At 67.5% G+C, this 19,345-nt stretch carries 20 protein-coding genes and 1 tRNA gene; 14 read left to right on the top strand and 7 right to left on the bottom strand.

Annotated elements, in window-relative coordinates; all coding sequences use genetic code 11:
* Window positions 1-149: 149 nt before the first annotated feature.
* Complete coding sequence (gene hrcA, locus BLQ49_RS11235) at window positions 150-1,205, top strand: heat-inducible transcriptional repressor HrcA (protein WP_091715870.1); 1,056 nt, start codon at window positions 150-152, stop codon at window positions 1,203-1,205.
* Between the two features lie 78 nt (window positions 1,206-1,283).
* Here the strand turns inward: hrcA and BLQ49_RS11230 are convergent, their stop codons facing one another.
* Both BLQ49_RS11230 and BLQ49_RS30755 read right to left on the bottom strand, forming a co-directional pair.
* Window positions 1,284-3,287 (bottom strand): methyl-accepting chemotaxis protein, encoded by a 2,004-nt coding sequence (locus BLQ49_RS11230; protein WP_425283989.1) that lies wholly within the window; start codon window positions 3,285-3,287, stop codon window positions 1,284-1,286.
* Between the two features lie 272 nt (window positions 3,288-3,559).
* Complete coding sequence (locus BLQ49_RS30755) at window positions 3,560-3,817, bottom strand: DUF1236 domain-containing protein (protein WP_342028174.1); 258 nt, start codon at window positions 3,815-3,817, stop codon at window positions 3,560-3,562.
* Between the two features lie 72 nt (window positions 3,818-3,889).
* Between BLQ49_RS30755 and BLQ49_RS30750 the strand changes: the two genes are divergently transcribed.
* From BLQ49_RS30750 to BLQ49_RS11215, 3 genes are all read left to right on the top strand, one after another.
* Window positions 3,890-4,348 carry a hypothetical protein gene (locus BLQ49_RS30750; RefSeq protein ID WP_342028173.1) on the top strand — a complete coding sequence of 153 codons (459 nt, stop codon included), beginning with the start codon at window positions 3,890-3,892 and terminating at the stop codon, window positions 4,346-4,348.
* A gap of 219 nt (window positions 4,349-4,567) precedes the next feature.
* Window positions 4,568-5,932 (top strand): MFS family transporter, encoded by a 1,365-nt coding sequence (locus BLQ49_RS11220; protein ID WP_091715866.1) that lies wholly within the window; start codon window positions 4,568-4,570, stop codon window positions 5,930-5,932.
* Window positions 5,933-6,029: 97 nt separating this feature from the next.
* Window positions 6,030-6,311, top strand: a complete 282-nt coding sequence (locus BLQ49_RS11215) for a DUF2312 domain-containing protein (protein ID WP_091715864.1) — start codon at window positions 6,030-6,032, stop codon at window positions 6,309-6,311.
* A 51-nt stretch (window positions 6,312-6,362) separates the two neighbouring features.
* Here the strand turns inward: BLQ49_RS11215 and BLQ49_RS11210 are convergent, their stop codons facing one another.
* Complete coding sequence (locus BLQ49_RS11210; RefSeq protein ID WP_091715862.1) at window positions 6,363-7,352, bottom strand: phosphoribosylaminoimidazolesuccinocarboxamide synthase; 990 nt, start codon at window positions 7,350-7,352, stop codon at window positions 6,363-6,365.
* A gap of 415 nt (window positions 7,353-7,767) precedes the next feature.
* Here BLQ49_RS11210 and BLQ49_RS11205 point away from each other — a divergent pair, with 415 nt between their 5' ends.
* Window positions 7,768-8,544 carry a Crp/Fnr family transcriptional regulator gene (locus BLQ49_RS11205; protein ID WP_091715861.1) on the top strand — a complete coding sequence of 259 codons (777 nt, stop codon included), beginning with the start codon at window positions 7,768-7,770 and terminating at the stop codon, window positions 8,542-8,544.
* Here the strand turns inward: BLQ49_RS11205 and BLQ49_RS11200 are convergent.
* The 4 genes from BLQ49_RS11200 to BLQ49_RS11185 form a co-directional block, all read right to left on the bottom strand.
* Window positions 8,537-9,151, bottom strand: coding sequence for a PAS domain-containing protein (locus tag BLQ49_RS11200; protein WP_091715859.1), 615 nt, complete (start codon window positions 9,149-9,151; stop codon window positions 8,537-8,539). The two genes, BLQ49_RS11205 and BLQ49_RS11200, sit on opposite strands and share 8 nt — an antisense overlap.
* Before the next feature lie 354 nt (window positions 9,152-9,505).
* Window positions 9,506-9,581 (bottom strand) — tRNA-Phe (locus BLQ49_RS11195).
* Window positions 9,582-9,688: 107 nt separating this feature from the next.
* Window positions 9,689-9,874: a DNA gyrase inhibitor YacG gene (locus BLQ49_RS11190; protein WP_091715857.1), complete on the bottom strand. Its 186-nt coding sequence runs from the start codon at window positions 9,872-9,874 to the stop codon at window positions 9,689-9,691.
* A complete protein-coding gene (locus BLQ49_RS11185) occupies window positions 9,871-10,524 on the bottom strand; it encodes a Maf-like protein (protein ID WP_091715856.1) in 654 nt (217 codons plus the stop codon). Before BLQ49_RS11185 ends, BLQ49_RS11190 begins: the two co-directional genes overlap by 4 nt.
* A 342-nt stretch (window positions 10,525-10,866) precedes the next feature.
* Here BLQ49_RS11185 and BLQ49_RS11180 point away from each other — a divergent pair, with 342 nt between their 5' ends.
* From BLQ49_RS11180 to BLQ49_RS11140, 9 genes are all read left to right on the top strand, one after another.
* Entirely contained in the window at window positions 10,867-11,076 is a 210-nt protein-coding gene (locus BLQ49_RS11180; protein WP_091715854.1) for a hypothetical protein, read from the top strand.
* Between the two features lie 150 nt (window positions 11,077-11,226).
* Window positions 11,227-11,472: a hypothetical protein gene (locus BLQ49_RS11175; RefSeq protein ID WP_091715852.1), complete on the top strand. Its 246-nt coding sequence runs from the start codon at window positions 11,227-11,229 to the stop codon at window positions 11,470-11,472.
* A 278-nt stretch (window positions 11,473-11,750) separates the two neighbouring features.
* Entirely contained in the window at window positions 11,751-12,959 is a 1,209-nt protein-coding gene (locus BLQ49_RS11170; protein WP_091715851.1) for a polyhydroxyalkanoate depolymerase, read from the top strand.
* Between the two features lie 112 nt (window positions 12,960-13,071).
* A complete protein-coding gene (locus BLQ49_RS11165) occupies window positions 13,072-15,678 on the top strand; it encodes a TIGR02302 family protein (RefSeq protein ID WP_091715849.1) in 2,607 nt (868 codons plus the stop codon).
* Between the two features lie 69 nt (window positions 15,679-15,747).
* Entirely contained in the window at window positions 15,748-15,933 is a 186-nt protein-coding gene (locus BLQ49_RS11160; protein ID WP_091715848.1) for a twin transmembrane helix small protein, read from the top strand.
* A 138-nt stretch (window positions 15,934-16,071) separates the two neighbouring features.
* On the top strand, window positions 16,072-16,698 hold the full coding sequence (locus BLQ49_RS11155; RefSeq protein ID WP_091715846.1) for an acyloxyacyl hydrolase: 627 nt from the start codon (window positions 16,072-16,074) through the stop codon (window positions 16,696-16,698).
* Window positions 16,699-16,711: 13 nt separating this feature from the next.
* Entirely contained in the window at window positions 16,712-17,284 is a 573-nt protein-coding gene (locus tag BLQ49_RS11150) for a cob(I)yrinic acid a,c-diamide adenosyltransferase (RefSeq protein ID WP_091715845.1), read from the top strand.
* Between the two features lie 166 nt (window positions 17,285-17,450).
* Complete coding sequence (locus BLQ49_RS11145; RefSeq protein WP_091715843.1) at window positions 17,451-18,200, top strand: electron transfer flavoprotein subunit beta/FixA family protein; 750 nt, start codon at window positions 17,451-17,453, stop codon at window positions 18,198-18,200.
* 67 nt (window positions 18,201-18,267) lie between these two features.
* Complete coding sequence (locus tag BLQ49_RS11140; protein WP_091715841.1) at window positions 18,268-19,221, top strand: electron transfer flavoprotein subunit alpha/FixB family protein; 954 nt, start codon at window positions 18,268-18,270, stop codon at window positions 19,219-19,221.
* Window positions 19,222-19,345: the final 124 nt, after the last annotated feature.

Here is a 19,345-nt window from a genome sequence, read left to right as displayed (position 1 = left end):
CCGGGCTCTTAGGCCGCCGCGCCCGCGCGGGCAAGCAGCGCCGGCCTGCGGCATCGGACGGATTGATCCCGCCGGAACGCTTGGACATGATCGGACCACAGGATGACCCCGTGACAGACCCGACCCCCCGATTTTCCAACGGCCAATCGATGCAGGCGCTCGCCGCGCTCAATGAGCGGGCCAGGGAGATCTTTCGGCAGATCGTCGAGAGCTATCTGACCACGGGCGAGCCGGTGGGATCGCGCAACCTGGCGCGGATCCTACCCATGGCGCTGTCGCCGGCCTCGATCCGCAACGTGATGGCGGATCTTGAGCATTCCGGCTTGATCTTCGCGCCGCACACCTCGGCGGGCCGCCTCCCGACCGAGCTCGGCCTGCGCTTCTTCGTCGACGCCATGCTGGAACTGGGTGATGTCAGCCAGGACGAGCAGACCCGGATCGAGGCGCAGATGCGGGCCGCCGCCTCGGGCCACACCTTCGACTCGGCGCTGACCGAGGCCTCGACCATGCTGTCGGGGATCTCGCGCGGGGCCGGCGTGGTGCTCACCACCAAGGCCAACGTGAACCTGAAACACATCGAGTTCGTGCGCCTCGACCCGGCCCGGGCCCTAGTCGTGCTGGTCTCGGATGACGGCTCCGTCGAGAATCGCCTGGTGGATCTGCCGCCGGGCCTGCCCGCCGGCGCGCTTCAGGAAGCGACGAACTTCCTCAATGCCCGCCTGCACGGCCGGACGCTCGGCTCGCTGCGGGCGGAGATCGAGGCCAGCCGCACGGCGATGAAGCGCGAACTCGATGCCCTGACCGAGCGCCTCGTGGATGCGGGGCTCGCGACGCCGGTGGGCCCGAGCGAGGCCCGCCAGCTGATCGTGCGCGGACAGGCCAATCTGCTCGACGACCTGAGGGCCGCCGAGGATCTCGACCGCATCCGCCTGCTGTTCAACGACCTGGAGACCCAGAAGGACGTCATCGACCTCCTGGCCCGCGCCGAGGGCGGCGACGGCGTGCGGATCTTCATCGGGTCGGAGAACAAGTTGTTCTCGCTGTCGGGCTCATCGCTCATCGCGGCGCCGTTCCGGGACGGGGCCCAGAAGATCGTCGGCGTGGTGGGCGTAATAGGCCCGACGCGACTGAACTATGCCCGGATCGTGCCGATGGTCGATTACACGGCCCGCGTCGTGACGAAGCTCTTGGATGGGGGGCGGTGATGCGACCGCCGCCGTGTTAGGTGCGGCGCGACGGCCGCCGAGGCGCATCGCCGATCGCCTCGGCGCGGTATGGCATTGTCAGGCGGCTCTGACCGACTCTAGGAAGCGGGCGACCTCGTCCCCGAGATGGTCGGATTGCCGGGACAGCTCCGCGGCGGAATCCAGGACCTGGTACGCCGCCTGACCGGTCTGTGCCGCGGCTCCGGCGACGCCGGCGATGTTCGTCGTCACCTCGTCGGTCCCGGTCGAGGCCTGACTGACGTTGCGCGCGATCTCCTGCGTGGCCGCATCCTGCTGGCTCACTGCGGCAGCGACCGCCGTCGCCACGTCGTTGATGTCGCGGATGCGTGCCACGATCCCGTCGAGCGCCCGGGCGGCCTCGTCGGTCGAGCCCTGGACCCGCGCGATGTGGCCGGTGATCTCCTCGGTGGCCCGGGCGGTCTGGGCCGCCAGTTCCTTCACCTCGGCGGCCACGACGGCGAAGCCGCGCCCCGCCTCGCCCGCGCGTGCCGCTTCAATCGTGGCATTCAGCGCGAGGAGGTTGGTCTGTGCCGCGATGGAGGAGATCAGCCCGGCCGCATCGCCGATCTTGGACACGGCCTCGGATAGGTCCTGCACCCGGCGCCCGGTCTCGTCGGCCTCGTCGACCGCCGTTCGGGCGAGGCGTGACGAGCCGGCGACCTGCCCAGCCACCTCCTGCACGCTTGCGCCGAGCTGCTCGGTCGCCGCCGCGACGGTGCGGACATTGGCGGATGCCTCCTCGGCCGCGGCCGCCACACCGCTGGACTGCGCCGCCCCCTGCGTGGCGGTGACCGTCAGTGTTTCCGCGGTCGCCTGGAGATCGGCGGCGGCGGACGAAACCGAACTCACGATGGTGCCGACGACCCGCTCGAATCCATCGGCCAGTTCGGTCATGGTGCGCCTGCGCTCGGCCGCGGCCGCCGCATCGGCAAGGCGGCGCGCCTCGGCCTGCTCGTGCGCCTTCTCCGCCACGATGGTCTTGATACCCTCGACGGCCCGCCCGACCATGCCGATCTCGTCCTTCCGGCGGGCCTCCGTGATCTCGGTGTCCAATTCACCCTGTTGCATCCGTTCGAGCACGCCCACCAGTCGATTCAGGGGACGCGCCACCGTGGTCGCCATCGTCCGGCTGACCGCGATCGCCAGCGCCAGCAGCATGACGACGGTCGCAACCGCCATGTCCCGTGTCAGGTGGTCGATCGGTGCGACTGCCGCCGCGCGATCGAAGGACAGCGCGACGTACCAGTCGAGGGTGGGCGGCAGGTCCGGCACACGGGCGAAGACCGTCAGGGTCGCTCGCCCAGCCTCATGGGTCTCGATCTCGCGGCCGGCGGCGATTTCCGGTTTCGGATCGCCGGTCAGGTCCGAGAGGGGCTTGCCGACCAAATCCGCCGTGGGATGGATCAGGATCTTGCCGGCGCCGGACACGAGGTAGGCATAGCCATTGCCCCCGGGCACCACGTCGGCGATCATCCGGGCCAGGGCTGCCACATCGAAATCGCCGGCAGCCACGCCGGCAAGCTGGTGCTGTGCATCCTCAATCGGTGCGGCGGCCGTCAGGACCATGCTGCCGCGGCTGGCGGACTTGTAGGGCTCAGTCAGGATCGCGCCCTTCGTCGCCGCAACCTCCTTGAACCACGGCCGCTGCCGCGGATCGTAGCCCGACGGGATCGGAGACTTGGGCATCTTCGTGTAGAATCCATCGACGCGTCCAAGGTAGCTGACGTAGAATCCCCGTCGGACGATCGGCGCGTCGAGCACGCGGTCGGCCTCCGGCCCGACCCCGGTGCCGGCGATCTCCTCCGCCGCGAGCTGCATGAGATCGAGCTTCCCGCGCAGCCAATTACCGATGCTCCGCGCGGCGGCACCGCTCAGGTTCGACATGCTGGTGTTGATGTCTTTCCGCAGCAGCGCGGTCTGCGAGGTATGGATGTAAACGGAGCACGCGAGGAAGGCGGCAAACGCGATCGCCAGCGTCAGGAGCGTTGCACGACCCGCTATCCCAAGGCGCAGGCGCATGACCCGTGCGGATGCACGCAAACCAGAAGTCTCTGTCGACATACCACTCTCCAAACGGAGGCGATGCCTGAAGATCCCTTATTCGTATCGGACATTCACGGTCTGTGGCGTTTGGTTTTATTGTAGATCCAGACAGGTCATTCAATAGAACAGAGGTTTTTCTTATCGCCGACGCCCTTCATGCCTGGATCCAGAGATTTCTGGATCCAGGCACCCGTGTTTCTACGACATTTCTCTTACGCTTTCTTTGCACAAGTTGGCCGGATGCGCGAGAAATTCGCGCTGTCGTTCGCCCGGCATGATGACGGCGCAGATCAGGCGGGGATCACGTCGACGATCTCGTAGGTGTCGGGATCGATGATGACGATGTCGTCGCGGACCAGGATGAAGTCATAGCCTTCGTATTCCGGCACGATCTCGACGATCGCCGGCGGCAGGCGGTGCAGGGATACCGAACGCGGTATTGCGGTGCCCACCGCGAGGCCGAAGGCGACATCCCTGAGCGGCGAGACACCGAGTCGGGTGATCGAGGACCGGAACTCCGTGCGCTGCCGGGTATCGAGCCGACCCACCGCACCGCGAACGGAACGGCCATCCCGCGCACCCGGGCGGCCATCGCGCCCGCCTGCAGGCCCGCGCTCGCCGTGATTCGGTCCCGCGGCATCGCGATTGCCGCGTTCACCACCTGGGCCGGGCTCCCGCCCACCGCGCTCGCCGGGGCCGGTATTGCCCCCCGGAGCGCCGCGCTCGGCTGCCCCACCCCGCTCGGCGCCACCAGGACGGCTTGGGCCTTCGGCACCGCGGCCGCCGGGACCGCCCGGCTCGGCGCCGCGTGCACCGCCCTCACCGCCAGGCCCTCGCATCGCACCGCCCTCGGGACCGCCGGCACCACCCCGCATGCCGCCGCCGGCTCCCGGACCAGCCCCGGCGCCCGGACCAGCACCTGCACCAGCACCAGCACCAGCACCAGCACCTGGACCACCCGGGCCGCCGCCCGGCCCGCCTGGGCCGCCCTGCGCGAACGCGGTCGCCGCTCCGGCGACGACGATGGCGGCCGCGACCGTATCTCTCAGAACTCGCTTCATGGCATCTCCTCCTGGTGACGTCGGAGCGCCATCGACGCCCGCGCCGGGCCGCAACGGACCCCTGGGGCAAACCGTTCCGCGCGGGTATCGGCTCAGACGTCGCGGATGACAGGTCCGGCTCTCGTCCTCCGGAAAGCCTCTTCACGGACTTGCGATCACGATGATCACCTGTAACGTCGGACGGTACGAAGAAGAGGCCGGCCATCGCCGGCCCGATAAGTGATCGACGGAGACGCCATGTCCGCCTTGCGAAACGATACGATCGGCATCGCACCGGGCACCCACGCCGACGCGGCGGACCGCAAGCGACGCATTTGGGCGATCGTCGGTTCGTCCTCGGGCAATCTGGTCGAGTGGTACGACTTCTACTGCTACGCCTTCTTCGCGCTCTATTTCGCGCCGGCGTTCTTCCCCAAGGGCGATTCCACCAGCCAGTTGCTGCAGACCGCCGGCATCTTCGCGGTCGGCTTCTTCATGCGTCCGGTGGGCGGCTGGCTGTTCGGGCGGATCGCCGACCGGGTCGGGCGGCGGACCTCCATGGTCATCTCCGTCCTGATGATGTGCTTCGGCTCGCTGCTGATCGGCATCCTGCCGACCTACGAGCATGTCGGCACCCTGGCGCCCGTGCTCCTGCTTCTCGCCCGCATGTTGCAGGGCCTCTCCGTCGGCGGCGAGTACGGCACCTCGGCGACCTACATGAGCGAGGTCGCGATCAAGGGGAAACGGGGCTTCTTCGCCTCGTTCCAGTACGTGACGCTGATCGGCGGCCAGCTCCTCGCCTCGTTGGTCCTCGTGCTGCTCCAGACGGTGATGACCGGCCCTGAGCTGACGGCCTGGGGCTGGCGGATCCCGTTCTTCATCGGCGCCGGGCTCGCCATCGTGGCGCTGTACCTCCGGCGCTCGCTGGCCGAGACCAAGGACAGCAGCGACAAGGAGACGGCCGGCACCCTCGCCGAGCTATCCAAGCACTGGCGGGCGTTTCTGGTGGTCGTGGCCTACACGGCCGGCGGCTCGTTGAGCTTCTACACCTTCACGACCTACATGCAGAAGTATCTGGTTAACACGGCCGGGATGCCGAAGACCTCGGCCTCGCAGGTGATGACCGTGGTTCTGTTCGTCTACATGGCGATCCAGCCGATCTTCGGCGCCCTGTCCGACAGAATCGGCCGCAAGGCCAACATGCTGCTCTACAGCGGCCTCGGCACGCTCATGGTGGTGCCGCTGATGACGGCGCTCGGCACCAACAAGGATCCCTACCTCGCCTTCGCCTTGATCACGCTCGGGCTCGCCGTGGTGTCGTTCTACACGGGCATCAGCGGCATCGTGAAAGCGGAGCTGTTTCCCACCAACGTGCGGGCGCTCGGCGTCGGCCTGTCCTACGCGGTGGCCAACGCCACCTTCGGCGGCACCGCCGAGTTCGTCGCGCTGTGGTTCAAGGACAACGGTATGGAGAGTACGTTCTTCTGGTACGTGACCGTGCTCATGGCGATTGCATTCGTAGCCTCGCTGATCATGCCGAACCCCAAGGTCCACGGCTATCTCGACGGTGCCGGCACCGTCGAGGAAGCGCTCGGCAAGAAGCCGCGCTTCGCGCACGCCTGAGCGCCGCGCAACGGTTTGGGCGGCCATGAGGGCCGCCCTTAACCGGCTGCTTACCCTGCCCCGGCGAGGATGCCCCCGTCATCCGACGAGGGACTGCATGACCGATATGACCGACTCCGTGGGCGTCGCGGGCGACCGGATCCGCTCGATCATCGAGCGCGTGGAACGGCTCGAGGAAGAGATCAAGGACCTGATGGAAGCCAAGAAGGAGGTCTTCGCCGAGGCCAAGGGCGAGGGCCTCGACGTCAAGATCCTCAAGGAGATCCTGAAGATCCGCAAACAGGACAAGGACGAGCGCGACGAGCACGAGACGCTGCTCGACGTCTACCTACGGGCGATGGACGCCCCCTCCCCGGCTCCGCTGGCGGCCGCCGCCTGAATCTTTTCTGCTGGAACGATGGCATGGGGGCGGCGCCGAACGCGCCGCCCGTCAGCGCTGGGGATGGCCGGCGAGATATGCCTCGATGTTGCGGCTCACACGGTCGAGCGGCACCTCGGCCGGATCCGGCAGCGCGAAGGTTGCGCCGGTGATCGTCTCGTAGGCGCGGATATAAACCGCCGCCGTCTCGAGGATCACGTCCGCGGGGATCTCCGGGATCGCATCCTTGTAGGGGTCGCAGCGGGCGACGACCCAGTTGCGCACGAAATCCTTGTCGAAGCTTTCCGGCGCTGCACCCGCCGCGAAGCGCTCGGGATAGCTCTGTGCGAACCAGTACCGGCTGCTGTCCGGCGTGTGGATCTCGTCCGCGAGGACGATGCGGCCATCGGGATCGGTACCGAACTCGTACTTTGTATCGGCCAGGATCAAGCCGCGCTCGGCCGCCAGGGTCTGGCCGCGGGCGAACAGGGCCAGGGCGGCCGCCGATACCGTGCGCCATTGCTCTGCGGTCAGCAGGTCACGGCCGAGGATCTCGGCCTCGGTCAGGGGCTCGTCGTGGCCGCCGTCGAACGCCTTGGTGGTCGGGGTGATGATGGCCTGCGGCAGGCGCTCGTTCGGGCGCATCCCCTCGGGGAAACGATGTCCGTACATCTCCCGCTCCCCGGCCCGGTAACGGGTCAGCACGGAGGTCGAGGTGGTGCCCGCGAGGTAGCCGCGCACGACCACCTCGACCGGCAGGATATCCAGGCGCCGCCCCACGACCACGTTCGGGTCCGGATAGGCGAGGACGTGGTTCGGGCAGAGATCGGCGGTTCGCTCGAACCAGTAGCGGGCGGTCTGGGTCAGAACCTGGCCCTTGAACGGGATCGCGGCGAGTGGCCGGTCGAAGGCGCTGATCCGATCAGTGGTGATCAGGATGCGCCGGCCATCGGCGAGATCGTAATTATCGCGGACCTTGCCGCGGTAATGGTTCGGCAGCCCGGGCAGCGTCGCTTCCGACAGGATCTGATGCGCATGCGGGGCGAGAGCGGCCGAGTTCATCCGAGCGTTCCGTCAAGGTGAGCGGCGAGGCCGCGGCGAGCCCTCTGTGCGCGGACGGGCGCGAGATTTCCAGCCCCGTCCCGGGCGCCATGCTGGCCGTGGGCCCCGTCGGCAACTGTTTTGAGGAGACAATGGCAATTCGGGATCCGTCCGCTATCGGACAGTACCGGCGCCTCCGGCATCGCGATCATCCCCGGCTCGACGCGCCCCGTGCGAAGCAGGATCGGTCCGGTACACCGCGAGATCCTCCCTTCGCCGAAGGGTTTCTTGGGGGATTTGTCCGGTATGTTCTTGTCCAAGCCCTTGTCCTAGAGCGGCCGTCCCATCGATTGTTGCTATCCGCGCAGCGGGGGACATGTGAGAACGTTGCGTCAACGTCCCGTGCGGGACGGTGCAACTGGCCGGCCGAGGAGCGATGACCGGGACACACCCTCCTGCGAACAGGCATCCGTTCCTGCGCAAGACCATCAGTATAGCTCGCTTCGAGCTGACATCCGAGGAACGCGCGGCGCTCGAAGCCCTGCCGATGCAGGTGACCCAGATCGATGCCAATCAGGACATCGTGCGCGAGGGGGACCGGCCGAGCCGCTGCTTCGCTCTGCTGTCGGGCATCGCCGCCACCTACAAATCGACCCGGGCCGGCAAGCGGCAGGTGATGAGCTACCATGTCCCCGGCGATGTGCCCGATTTTCAGAGCCTCCACCTCGGCGTTCTCGACATCTCCATTGCCACGGTGAACCCCTGTCGTGTCGGCTTCGTCCAGCATGAGGCCGTGCGCGCGCTCCTGCGCGCGCAGCCGCGGCTCGTCGATGTATTCTGGCGGGCAACGCTGATCGACGCCACCGCCGTGCGCGAGTGGATGCTCAACACCGGCCGGCGGGAGGCCTACGCCCGGATGGCCCATCTCTTCTGCGAGCTGGTCACGCGGCTCGACGCAGTCGGCCTAGCGCCGGATCTGAGCTGTGAATGGCCGATGACCCAGCCCGAACTCGCGGATGCCCTCGGGATCACACCGGTCCACGTCAACCGCACCATTCGGGAGCTGAAGACCGCCGGCCTGATAACGCTGCGCAGCCGCCGGCTGACCGTGCACGATTGGAACGGGCTGGTTGCGGCCGCGGATTTCGATCCGACCTATCTGCACCTGCGAAGCTACGAGCCAACGAGCACATCGATCTTCGGTGTCAATTGAGACGCGTGCGCGCCTCGTTCGCTTCCTGGGTGGCGAGCTTGCGACCTATCTCGAACAGGAGCGCCTCGACTCGGGCCGTGAGCCCCGGGTCGTTCAGAGGAACGATGGCCTGGAACGCCGTGATGGCCGCTGCGGCCGCCTGATCTAAGGGCGTCTGGACGGGCTCCTCCGCCTGGTCTCCGAACGCCTCGTCCCCGTCGCGGGCCTGAAGGTCGGTGATGTCGACGATGATGCCATGCGCGCGGAGGGGCCGGCCAACGCTGTCGTAGGAGTACCGGCCGCGCGATAACACCCAGCGTACGATCCCGTCGGCCGAGCAGACGCGATACTCGACCACCGCAGGTCCGCTGTCTGGACTGCGATTACGAAATGCCGTCAGGACGCGAGTCCGGTCCGTGGGATGGATGCCGGCCGCATAGGCGGAAAGCGGAAGACCCGCCTCGGCTTCCTCCGGATCGACGTTGAACACCAAGGCCACGAACGTATCGGAGCGGACGTGATCCGTCCCGGCATCCCAGCTCCAATTGCCGACCACGTCGCAGGCATCGAGCGCAACCTGAAACTCTTTTAACCGGCTCGGACCAACGAGCGTCTTGAGCTTTGGCATTGGCCGATCTGCGTTTCACCCTCAAGTTGATGCATGTTAGATTGATTTCCGGGCACATCAAGGATCCCGGCATTACGATTATATGTTGTTGCCGATCCGCAACTGTACGACATTCGACGACATGGATTGACGAGGGTAATCAATCTCAAATCGATTGCTGTATTAAAAAGACGCCTCGCCGTTCGCGGGAAGACAGCGTCCGGGTTCCTGATTTCCATCGCTGCACTTAGACTGGTGCAGGCATCAATCGATGGAGTGCAGAACCGACCCAACAAGCGATTTTATCGCTTTACCGGCGGATCGACCTTGTTCGGTGATGTTGGAAACGTCTCGCCTGCGTGATCAGCGAGGAGATGGTGCCCAGGGGCGGAATCGAACCACCGACACTGCGATTTTCAGTCGCATGCTCTACCAACTGAGCTACCTGGGCATCGCCCGCGGCTGCGTGCGCCTCGGACGCCGCGGGGTATAGTCAGTGCGTGGCGGCCTGTCCAGCCTTGCCGTGACATCGACGTGACGGAAACGCAGCAAAAAGTGTCAGTGCTCCGGATCCGGGGGCGGCGGAGGGGGATCGTCGGTGTCGATCTCCTCTGGGATGGCGTAGCGTTCGTTCAGCCAGCGCCCGAGATCGACATCGGCGCAACGCTGCGAGCAGAACGGGCGGTACTCGGGGGTGGATGGCTGTCGGCAGATCGGGCAGCCCGGGCGCCGCTCCCGGTTCACGCGAGGCCGCCCCAGCCGGCCCGGATAGGATAGCCCTCACCGTCCAAGAGGCTCATGGTCTCGTAGAGGGGCAGCCCGACCACGGCGCTGTAGGAGCCGACGAGCTTCACCACGAAGGCGCCGGCGAGACCCTGGATCGCGTAGCCTCCGGCCTTGCCCCGCCACTCGCCCGAGGCAACGTAGCCCTGGATGTCGCGCCCCGACAGGCGCTTGAATCGCACCCGCGTCTCGACGATCCGCTCGCGACGGCCGCGCGGCGAGAGCAGGCAGATCGCCGTGAACACCCGGTGCTGACGGCCCGATAGGAGACGCAGGCAATCCGCCGCCTCGTCCGGGATCTCGGCCTTGGGAAGCACCCGCCGGCCAACCGCCACCACCGTATCGGCCGAGAGCAGCCATGTCGGCGCCCCCTTGTCCTCCATGTGCAGGGCCGCCTCTGCGGTGGCGAGCTTTGTGCGCGCCAGGCGGCGGGCGAGATCGCGGGGCGGCTCGGCCTTGCGGGGGGTCTCATCGATCTCGGCCGGCAGCAGGGCGGCCGGCTCGATGCCGATCTGCTGCAGCAGCGCGAGCCGGCGCGGCGAAGCGGAGGCGAGCACGAGGCGGGCGGTCGGCCCCTGAGTCGCGCCGATCGCGTGTGGTTTGGCGTCCATGATGTTCCGCTCGCACGATCGGCATGAAGGCGCGCGCCGCCTCGGCCTAGCCCTGCCCGGCCTCGATCCGCCAGCCTGATAAGGGATGGGTTGGTGCTTGTGAACCGGAAGCGGCCAGCCCGAATGCCGACAAACGATTCGCGGGAGACCCACGACCGCGCTTCGGATCCCCCGACATCAGGAACGCGGACCACTGCTCAAGATTGTCCAATCCAATTCAACTTCGCACAGAAATAGCGACGGCAAGATTTCCGAAGACGTTCGCAAGGTCTGGCCCTGCGCGGTAACCGGACGTTAACCACAGTGGCAGGAGGTTATGCCCACCGCAAAGGAGCGTAGCCGATGCTTAACGCCGATCCACTGCTGCAACGTCCGAAGCTGCTGAATACGGCCCTGGTGGCCCGGGCTCTCGACAGCCTGAAGCCTCAAGCTGGCTCACCCGTCGAGATGTGGCGCATGCTGACGGAGCATTACGTGGTCGATCTCGACGCCGTTGCGAAGCTTCTGCCGCCCAAGGAGCCGGAGACCCATTGGCTGCCGGCGCGCGAATGACTGACGGCACTTCTACCGGTCGGCACAACTGGCATACGGTGTGCTTACACCTCTCAACACCTTCGAGGAACACCCAGGCAACGACAACGCGGCGGCTCGCACGCCAGAGCAATCCGCGGACCTTTCGATCGCGCAAAGCCGAGGTCCGTCATGTCCGAACTGCTCTCCGTCGCCCTGGTCTGCGCCGGCACGCTGCTGGCCCAGGATTGCTCCCGTGATACCGCGCTCGACGTCATTGTCGCCCCGGCCCACACGCCGATGGAGTGTCTGATGCACGCGCAGGCCATGGCCGCGCAGGCCGGCTTGCCCGGGGGCGGTGACCGATATCTCAAGATCGCCTGCGAGCATCGCCGGACCGAGATCGACACCGGGGCCGAAGTTCACCGGGCGTCCTGACCCTCATCGACGGGCGCCTGGACGAACCGGCCGCAGTATCGACCGGAGATTAGGCGGGGCGCGCGTCCATCCGCACCAATGCACCGTTCGGGTCCCGAATGATGCATCAAAGCCACGTCGGTAGTCTTCTTCGCGGCTTTCGCTCCCCGACAGTTGCGGGACTTGGGAACCGCAACCATCCTGCCCGGCCAAGCTGATGCAAGTCTGATCCCGGCATCCGCCAACATTTCTGCCCCGTGAGCCCGCGTGCCGGGCAGGGCGCCGCGAGTGTCTGCCCGATGCTGTACGATGCGTTCGACCTGCAGACCGACATCGCCGCCCAGACGCGAGCTTGGGGCAAAGTGCTCAACGACGTCTGGTCGCCTTGGGTCGGCCTGGGCGAGCCGATCACGTGGATGTCGGCGGGCGCCCGGATGATGATGCGGGCCGGCCTGACCTTCGCGCGGCCGCCCTTCGGCATCGACGCGGTCGATGTCGGCAACCGGAGCGTCCCGGTCACCGAGGAGCCGGTGGTGGTCACGCCGTTCGCCACGCTCATGCACTTCAAGAAGGACATTCACGCCGAGCAGCCCAAGGTGCTGATGGTCGCGCCCATGTCGGGCCATTTCGCCACGCTGTTGCGCGCGACGGTGCGCACGATGCTGCCGGACCACGACGTCTACATCACCGACTGGCACAACGCCCGCGACGTGCCCCTTGCGGAGGGGCGGTTCGGCTTCGACGATTATGTCGGCCACCTCGTCCACTTCCTGCAGACGATCGGCGAAGGTGCCCACATGGTGGCGGTCTGCCAGCCCGCGGTACAGGCGCTGGTCGCCGCCGCCGCGATGGCGCAGGCCAAGGACGCGGCCGCGCCGCGCAGCATGACCCTGATGGCCGGCCCGGTGGATTGCCGGATCAATCCCACCGGGGTCAACGAACTCGCGACCTCGAAGCCGATCGCGTGGTTCGAGCAGAACCTGATCGCCACGGTCCCGAACCGCCACAAGGGTGCCGGTCGCAAGGTGTATCCCGGATTCATGCAGGTCTCGGCCTTCATGTCGATGAATGCCAAGCGCCATATCCAGGGCCACGCCGACCTGTTCTGGCACATGGCCAACGGCGAGCACGCGAAGGCCGAGGCGATCGAGACCTTCTACGACGAATATTTCGCCGTGCTCGACCTCGCGGCCGAGTTCTACCTGGAGACCGTCAAGACGGTGTTCCAGGATCACGCCCTGGCCCAGAATGCGGTGCGCTATCGCGGCGAGCCGATCGATCTCGGGTCGATCCGCCGCACGGCCCTGATGACCGTGGAGGGCGAGCGGGACGATATCTGCGCGGTCGGCCAAACCATGGCGGCCCACGACCTCTGTACCGGCCTCCCCCCGTACATGCGCAGCCACCACCTTCAGCCCGGAGTCGGCCATTACGGCGTCTTCGCGGGCCGGCGGTGGGAGACGCAGATCTACCCGCAGGTGCGCAACTTCATCCAGGCGCACAACTGAGCGTCACCCAGCGCCGATTTGACCCGCCGACCGGGCCGGCCCACCATGATAGCCTCACAGGGTTGGCGCCGGGATTGCCCCCGATGCCGGGACGCGAGGCGGAACGATCGGCGTGATCGGTAAAGGCGGCTTCGAGAGCGATAGCGGCGAGAACGGCCCGCGGACGGAGAGCGACGGCGCAGCCGCGCGGCTCGACCGTCTGGTCGCCCAGGCCCGCGCGGCGGCGTTGTGGGAGCAGGCCTGGCCCTTGCTCTGGCGCGGCCTCGGGGTCGTTCTGCTGTTCCTGATCCTGTCCTGGGCGGGTGTCTGGCTCGATCTGCCACCCCTCTGGCGGCAGCTGGGTCTAGCCGTCCTGGCCGTGCTGCTGGTTGCCGCCCTCCTACCACTCGTCCACGTCAGAAGGATCGAGCGGCGCTCGGCGCTGACCCGGCTCGACCGAGAGGCTTCGGCGCGCGATCCGGCCCTGCGTCACGGGCCGGCTTCGACCGCCCAGGACACCCTGGCGGTGGGTGCAGCCGATTCCGGCAGCCGGGCACTCTGGGCCCTCCACCAGAGTCGCGCCGCGCGGGCCGTGGCGGCCTTGCGGGTCGGCCCGCCCCGGCCGGGCATGACCCGGCACGATCCCTTCGCGCTCCGTGCGGGGCTGGTGGTTGCGGCGGTGGCCAGCCTGTTTGCGGCCGGCCCCGAATGGCGCGAGCGGATCGCCGCCGCGTTCGATTGGCAGGAGCCGGCAGCGCCGGGACCGAACTTCCGCGTCGATGGCTGGATCGATCCGCCGCTCTATACGCGGCTGCCGCCCCTGCTGATCGCCATGGACGGGACCGACCAGCACCTACGGGCCCCGGTCAACGCGCAGCTCATCGTGCGCATCGCCGGCCAGGGCAAGGCCGCGGCCAACACCACGCTGACGCCCAATGCCGGGCTCGTCCCGGTCCCAGGTCAGGAGCAGCGCCCAGACCTGCGCGAGGAGCGCTACCGGATCGTCGGCGCCGCGGAGCTGACGATTGTGACCCCGGCCGGCCGGCAACGCCTGACCGTGGATGCGATTCCCGACCGGCCGCCGGAGGTGACGGCCGTCGGCGGACCGGAGGTGAACGGTCGCGGGACCTTCAACCTCACCTACCGTGCCAAGGACGATTACGGGATCAGCTCGGCCGAAGCCGAGATCGCACCGATCAAGCCTGGCCGCTCGCTGGTGCCGCTGCCGCACATCAACCTCGCGCTCCCGGCCGACGCCTCGGGGGAAACCGACACCAAGACCCTGGTCGATCTGACCGACAATGCATGGTCGGGCGCCCGGGTGCGCTACCGCATCACCGTCAAGGACGAGGCCGGGCAGGAAGCCCGGACGCCGGAGACCGAGATCACGCTGCCGGCGCGGCCGTTCCGCGACCCGCTGGCGCGTGCGCTGGCCGAGGATCGTCGCCGCCTCGTCACAGCACCCGATTCGGACCGCCCCTGGGTCCAGGCGGCGCTCGATGCGCTGCTGGTCGCCCCCGAGATGTTCACGCCGCAACCCGCGGTGTTCCTGGGGCTGAAGACCGCCACCGAGCGCCTGCGCCGCGCGCGTTCCGATTCCGAGCTCGTCGCGGTCGCGGACCTGCTCTGGGAAATGGCGCTGAAGATCGAGGACGGCGACCTGTCGGACGCCGAGAAGCAACTGCGTCAGGCGCAGGACCGGCTGAAGGAGGCCATCGACCGCAACGCGCCCGACGACGAGATCAAGCGCCTGACCCAGGATCTGAAGCAGGCGCTGGACAAATTCCTGTCCGAGATGGCCCAGAAGCAGGGGCGCGACCCCGGCAAGACCGGCGAGCGCCAGCAACAGAACGGCCAGCAATCCAAGACCGTCACGCCCCAGGATCTCGACAAGATGATCCAGGACATGGCGGACGCGATGAAGCGCGGCGATACCGCCGAGGCGCAGCGCCTGATGGATCAGTTGCGCAACGTTCTGGAGAACCTCCAGACCGCCGAACGCGGCAGCCGCTCGGATCAGAGTTCCCGCGAGATGCAGAAGCAGATGCGCGACCTCGATGCGATGGCCAAGGAGCAGCAGGGCCTGCGCGACCAGACCTACAAGGATGGTCAGGAACAACGCGGCGGCCAGCGTCAGCCCAAGAGCGGGCAGCAGCAGGGCCAGCGCGGACAGCAGCCGGGTCAGAAGCAGCAGGGGCAGCAGGGCCAGGGGCAGCAGGGCCAGAGTCAGCAGGGCGATGCCGGCGAGCGGCAGCAGGCGCTCCGGCAGCGCCTGGAAGAGCTGGAACAGCGCATGAAGGAGAACGGCATGCGCGGTGAGCAGGGTCTGTCCGACGCCGAGGATGCCATGCGCGAGGCCGAGAACGCCCTCAAGCAGGGCGATTCGGGCGAGGCCGTGGATGCGCAGGGTCGCGCCCTCGACGGGCTGAAAAAGGGCGCCGAAGGCATGGCGCAGCAGATGCAGGAGATGGCCGAAGGACAGGGCCAGGGCGAGGGTCAGCAGGAAGGCGGCCAGCAGCCGGGGCAGCAGGGTCAGGCCGGCGCCCGCGACGACGACCCCCTCGGGCGTCCCACCCGCGGCCGCGACATGAGCGACGGTCGGGTCCGCGTGCCCACCGCCGACGAGTCCGCTGTCCAGCGGGCCCGGCGCATCATGGAGGAGTTGCGGCGCAAGCTCGGCGACCCGTCGCGGCCCCGCGAGGAACTCGACTATTTCGAGCGCCTGCTCCGCCGCAACTGAGCCCGCCCTCACTCACCCAGCGATGTGGAACCGGTTCGCGGTTCCCATCACGCCCGGAACGCCGTCCCCATGTCGTCGAACACCCTCGTTCTCCTGGCCTGCCTGGCCGTCGCCTTCGTTCTGTTCTTCGGCCTCACCAACATGATGCGCGGCGGCAGCGCCAACCTCTCGCAGAAATTGATGCGGTTGCGGGTCCTGCTGCAGTTCGTCGCCATCGTGATCATCATGGGCGTGGTCTGGTGGCGCTCCGCCTGAGACAAGCGTCGCGGGTGTGACCGGGCTGCCGCACCCCGCGGCTTTCGCCGCCGCCGCGGATGAATAGGCGGCGTGAGCCGGAAGCCGCGTGCTACGCTCGGTAGCAACGAAAAACGAAGACTCTTCGGCCGAGCCCCCATGACCGCCCCTTTCCGCACCTGTCTCGTGGGCCTGATGACCGCCGCCGCGGTCCTGCCCGTCTCGGCTGCGGATCTTGCGCCGCCCCCGGCGGCCTACGTGGCCCCGGCCCAGCCGCTCAGCATCGTCTCCGAGGTCCGCATCGGCGGCTCGGTTCAGGATCCCGGCAGCGCCGAGGGCAAGCTTCCGGGCTTCAGCAAGGCGAACGTCAACGGCGAGATTCTCTTCGCCAAGCCGGTCATCAGCGCCGACCCGTTCTGGCAGGCCTTCGTGCCGCGGCCGACGGTGGGCGGCAGCTACAACACCGGCGGCCGGACCAGCTACGCCTATCTCGGCGCGACCTGGACGCTGGAGGTTTTCCCGGAGACCTTCAACCGTCGCGTCTTCCTCGACGGGTTCTTCGGCGGCGTGGCCCACAATGGCTATACCGGACCGAAGGACCAGACGCCCTACGGCTTCAACACGCTCGGATGCTCGCCGATGTTCCGCGAGGCCGCCGCCCTGGGCTTCCGCCTGACCGAACACTGGAGCATCATGGCGACCGTCGAACACATGTCGAATGCGGGCCTCTGCGCGAACAACCGCGGATTGACCAATTTCGGTGGTAAGATCGGCTACACGTTCTGAGGCGCCCCGCTGCGTGGTCAAGCTCAACAAGATCTACACGCGCACCGGCGATAACGGCACGACCGCGCTGGCGGACGGCCAACGCCGCTCCAAGGCGAATCTGCGGGTCGAGACCTACGGCACCGTCGATGAGACCAATGCCTGCATCGGCCTCGTCCGCCTTCACACGACGGGTGTGCTCGACGGGATGCTCGGCGCGATCCAGAATGATCTCTTCGACCTGGGTGCGGACCTCGCGACGCCGCCGAGTCCGGAACCCCTCCCCTACGAGCCGCTGCGGATCGTCGCGAGCCAAGTGGACCGCCTGGAGCGGGATATCGACAGCCTCAACGCGGTGATCCCGCCGCTGAAATCCTTCGTTCTGCCCGGCGGCTCGGCGGCCTCCGCGGCCTTGCACCTCGCCCGCACCGTCTGCCGGCGCGCCGAGCGTCTGGCCGTCAGCCTCGCCGCGCAGGAGGACGAAACCGTCTCGCCCGAGGCGCTGCGTTACCTGAACCGCCTGTCGGATTTCCTGTTCGTGGCGAGCCGTACGGCCAACGCGGATGGCGCGGACGACGTCCTCTGGGTGCCCGGCGCCAACCGCTGAGGCGCCGGCGGCCTTTTCCCGCGCCCTTCACTGCGCCGCGTTGACAAGGCGGAAATGTGGCCGCTACGGTCCGGCCGCGCTGTAAGTCCTCGCGTTGCCCGTGTGGCATCTGCGCGAACTGGACTGCACGACGACAAGAATCCTTTGGGGAAGGATCGGAACCGCCATGAAGGTGCTGGTGCCCGTCAAGCGGGTTGTGGACTACAACGTCAAGATCCGCGTCAAAGCCGACGGCTCCGGCGTCGAACTGGCCAACGTCAAGATGTCCATGAACCCCTTCGACGAGATCGCCGTCGAGGAGGCGATCCGCCTGAAGGAAAAGGGCAAAATTACCGAGATCGTGGCGGTCTCGATCGGCCCGCAGCAGGCGCAGGAGACGCTCCGGACCGCGCTGGCCATGGGTGCCGACCGCGCCATTCTGGTGAAGACCGACGTCAATTGCGAGCCTCTGGCCGTCGCCAAGCTGCTGAAGGCCGTGGTCGAGAAGGAGAGCCCGCAGCTCGTCATCCTGGGCAAGCAGGCGATCGACGACGATTCGAACCAGACCGGCCAGATGCTCGGCGCGCTGCTCGGCTGGCCGCAGGGCACCTTCGCCTTCAGGATCGAGGTCGGCGAGAGCAGCCTTGACGTGACCCGGGAGGTCGATGGCGGCCTTCAGACGGTAAGCCTCAAGCTGCCGGCGATCGTCACCACGGATCTGCGCCTGAACGAGCCGCGCTACGCGAGCCTGCCCAACATCATGAAGGCCAAGAAGAAGCCGCTGGAGGAGCTGGCCCCCGACGCGCTCGGCGTCGACGTCACCCCGAAGCTCACGGTGCTCAAGACCGCTGAGCCGCCGGGGCGCTCGGCCGGTGTGAAGGTCGGCTCCGCGGCCGAACTCGTGCAGAAGCTCAAGGTCGAGGCCGGCGTCATCTGATCAGTAGGCGCGGCTCCCCGCCACGGGTCGAGCCGCGCGTCTTCAAACCCGAGGATTCGAGACGATCATGACGACACTCCTCTTCGTCGAGCACGGCAACGGCCAGATCAAGGACGGGACGCTGAAGGCGCTGACGGCCGCCAAGGATATCGGCGCGCCGGTCCACGCCCTGGTCCTCGGCTCGGGATCGCGGCCGGTTGCCGAAGCGGCGGCCAAGCTCGACGGCGTCGAGAAGGTGCTGGTTGCTGAAGACGCCATCTACGACCACGATCTCGCCGAGCCGGTCGGAGCGCTGATCGCGTCGATCGCCGAGCCCTACGAGACGATCATCGCCTCGGCCTCGACCACGGGCAAGAATGTGCTGCCGCGGGCGGCGGCCCTGCTCGACGTGGCTCAGGTCTCCGACATCATCAAGGTGGTGTCGCCCGACACGTTCGAGCGGCCGATCTACGCCGGCAACGCCATCCAGACCGTGCAGGCCCCCGCGGGCAAGAAGGTGATCACCGTGCGCACGGCGGCCTTCAAGGCTGCGGGCGAAGGCGGCTCCGCTGCGCCGGTCGAGCCCCTGTCGGCCTCTGCGCCGGAAGCGGGCGGTTCGAGCTTCAAGGGTGAGGAAATCGCCAAGTCCGACCGGCCTGAGCTAGCCTCGGCGCGGATCATCGTCTCGGGCGGCCGTTCGCTCGGTTCGTCGGACAAGTTCCACGAGCTGATCGAGCCCCTGGCCGATACCCTCGGCGCGGCGGTAGGCGCCTCCCGCGCGGCCGTGGACGCGGGATACGCGCCGAACGACTGGCAGGTCGGCCAGACTGGCAAGGTGGTGGCCCCCGACCTCTACGTCGCGGTGGGCATCTCCGGCGCGATCCAGCACCTCGCGGGGATGAAGGACTCGAAGGTCATCGTCGCGATCAACAAGGACGAAGACGCCCCAATCTTCCAGGTCGCCGATTACGGGCTCGTCGGCGACCTATTCCAGGTTGTGCCGGAACTGCAATCTGAGATCGGAAAGGCGAAGGGTCAGTAACGGGTGGGGTTTCCCGTGGCCAAGCGCGACGTGCACTTTCGCGACGTGCGGCCCGGCGGGTTCCTTCCACGCCGGTGATTGGTCTAGAAGGCGGGCGACGGCGATACTGCGTGCCGTCGTCGGG

This window comes from Methylobacterium phyllostachyos (assembly GCF_900103445.1).
GTDB lineage: Bacteria > Pseudomonadota > Alphaproteobacteria > Rhizobiales > Beijerinckiaceae > Methylobacterium > Methylobacterium phyllostachyos.
This window is presented reverse-complemented; position numbering and strand designations above follow the sequence as displayed.

Coding starts and splice junctions, on each gene's coding strand:
- hrcA (WP_091715870.1), top strand. CDS start 150: ATGCAGGCGCTCGCCGCGCTCAATGAGCGGGCCAGGGAGATCTTTCGG.
- BLQ49_RS11230 (WP_425283989.1), bottom strand. CDS start 3,287: ATGTCGACAGAGACTTCTGGTTTGCGTGCATCCGCACGGGTCATGCGC.
- BLQ49_RS11220 (WP_091715866.1), top strand. CDS start 4,568: ATGTCCGCCTTGCGAAACGATACGATCGGCATCGCACCGGGCACCCAC.
- BLQ49_RS11215 (WP_091715864.1), top strand. CDS start 6,030: ATGACCGATATGACCGACTCCGTGGGCGTCGCGGGCGACCGGATCCGC.
- BLQ49_RS11210 (WP_091715862.1), bottom strand. CDS start 7,352: ATGAACTCGGCCGCTCTCGCCCCGCATGCGCATCAGATCCTGTCGGAA.
- BLQ49_RS11205 (WP_091715861.1), top strand. CDS start 7,768: ATGACCGGGACACACCCTCCTGCGAACAGGCATCCGTTCCTGCGCAAG.
- BLQ49_RS11200 (WP_091715859.1), bottom strand. CDS start 9,151: ATGCCAAAGCTCAAGACGCTCGTTGGTCCGAGCCGGTTAAAAGAGTTT.
- BLQ49_RS11185 (WP_091715856.1), bottom strand. CDS start 10,524: ATGGACGCCAAACCACACGCGATCGGCGCGACTCAGGGGCCGACCGCC.
- BLQ49_RS11180 (WP_091715854.1), top strand. CDS start 10,867: ATGCTTAACGCCGATCCACTGCTGCAACGTCCGAAGCTGCTGAATACG.
- BLQ49_RS11175 (WP_091715852.1), top strand. CDS start 11,227: ATGTCCGAACTGCTCTCCGTCGCCCTGGTCTGCGCCGGCACGCTGCTG.
- BLQ49_RS11170 (WP_091715851.1), top strand. CDS start 11,751: ATGCTGTACGATGCGTTCGACCTGCAGACCGACATCGCCGCCCAGACG.
- BLQ49_RS11160 (WP_091715848.1), top strand. CDS start 15,748: ATGTCGTCGAACACCCTCGTTCTCCTGGCCTGCCTGGCCGTCGCCTTC.
- BLQ49_RS11155 (WP_091715846.1), top strand. CDS start 16,072: ATGACCGCCCCTTTCCGCACCTGTCTCGTGGGCCTGATGACCGCCGCC.
- BLQ49_RS11145 (WP_091715843.1), top strand. CDS start 17,451: ATGAAGGTGCTGGTGCCCGTCAAGCGGGTTGTGGACTACAACGTCAAG.
- BLQ49_RS11140 (WP_091715841.1), top strand. CDS start 18,268: ATGACGACACTCCTCTTCGTCGAGCACGGCAACGGCCAGATCAAGGAC.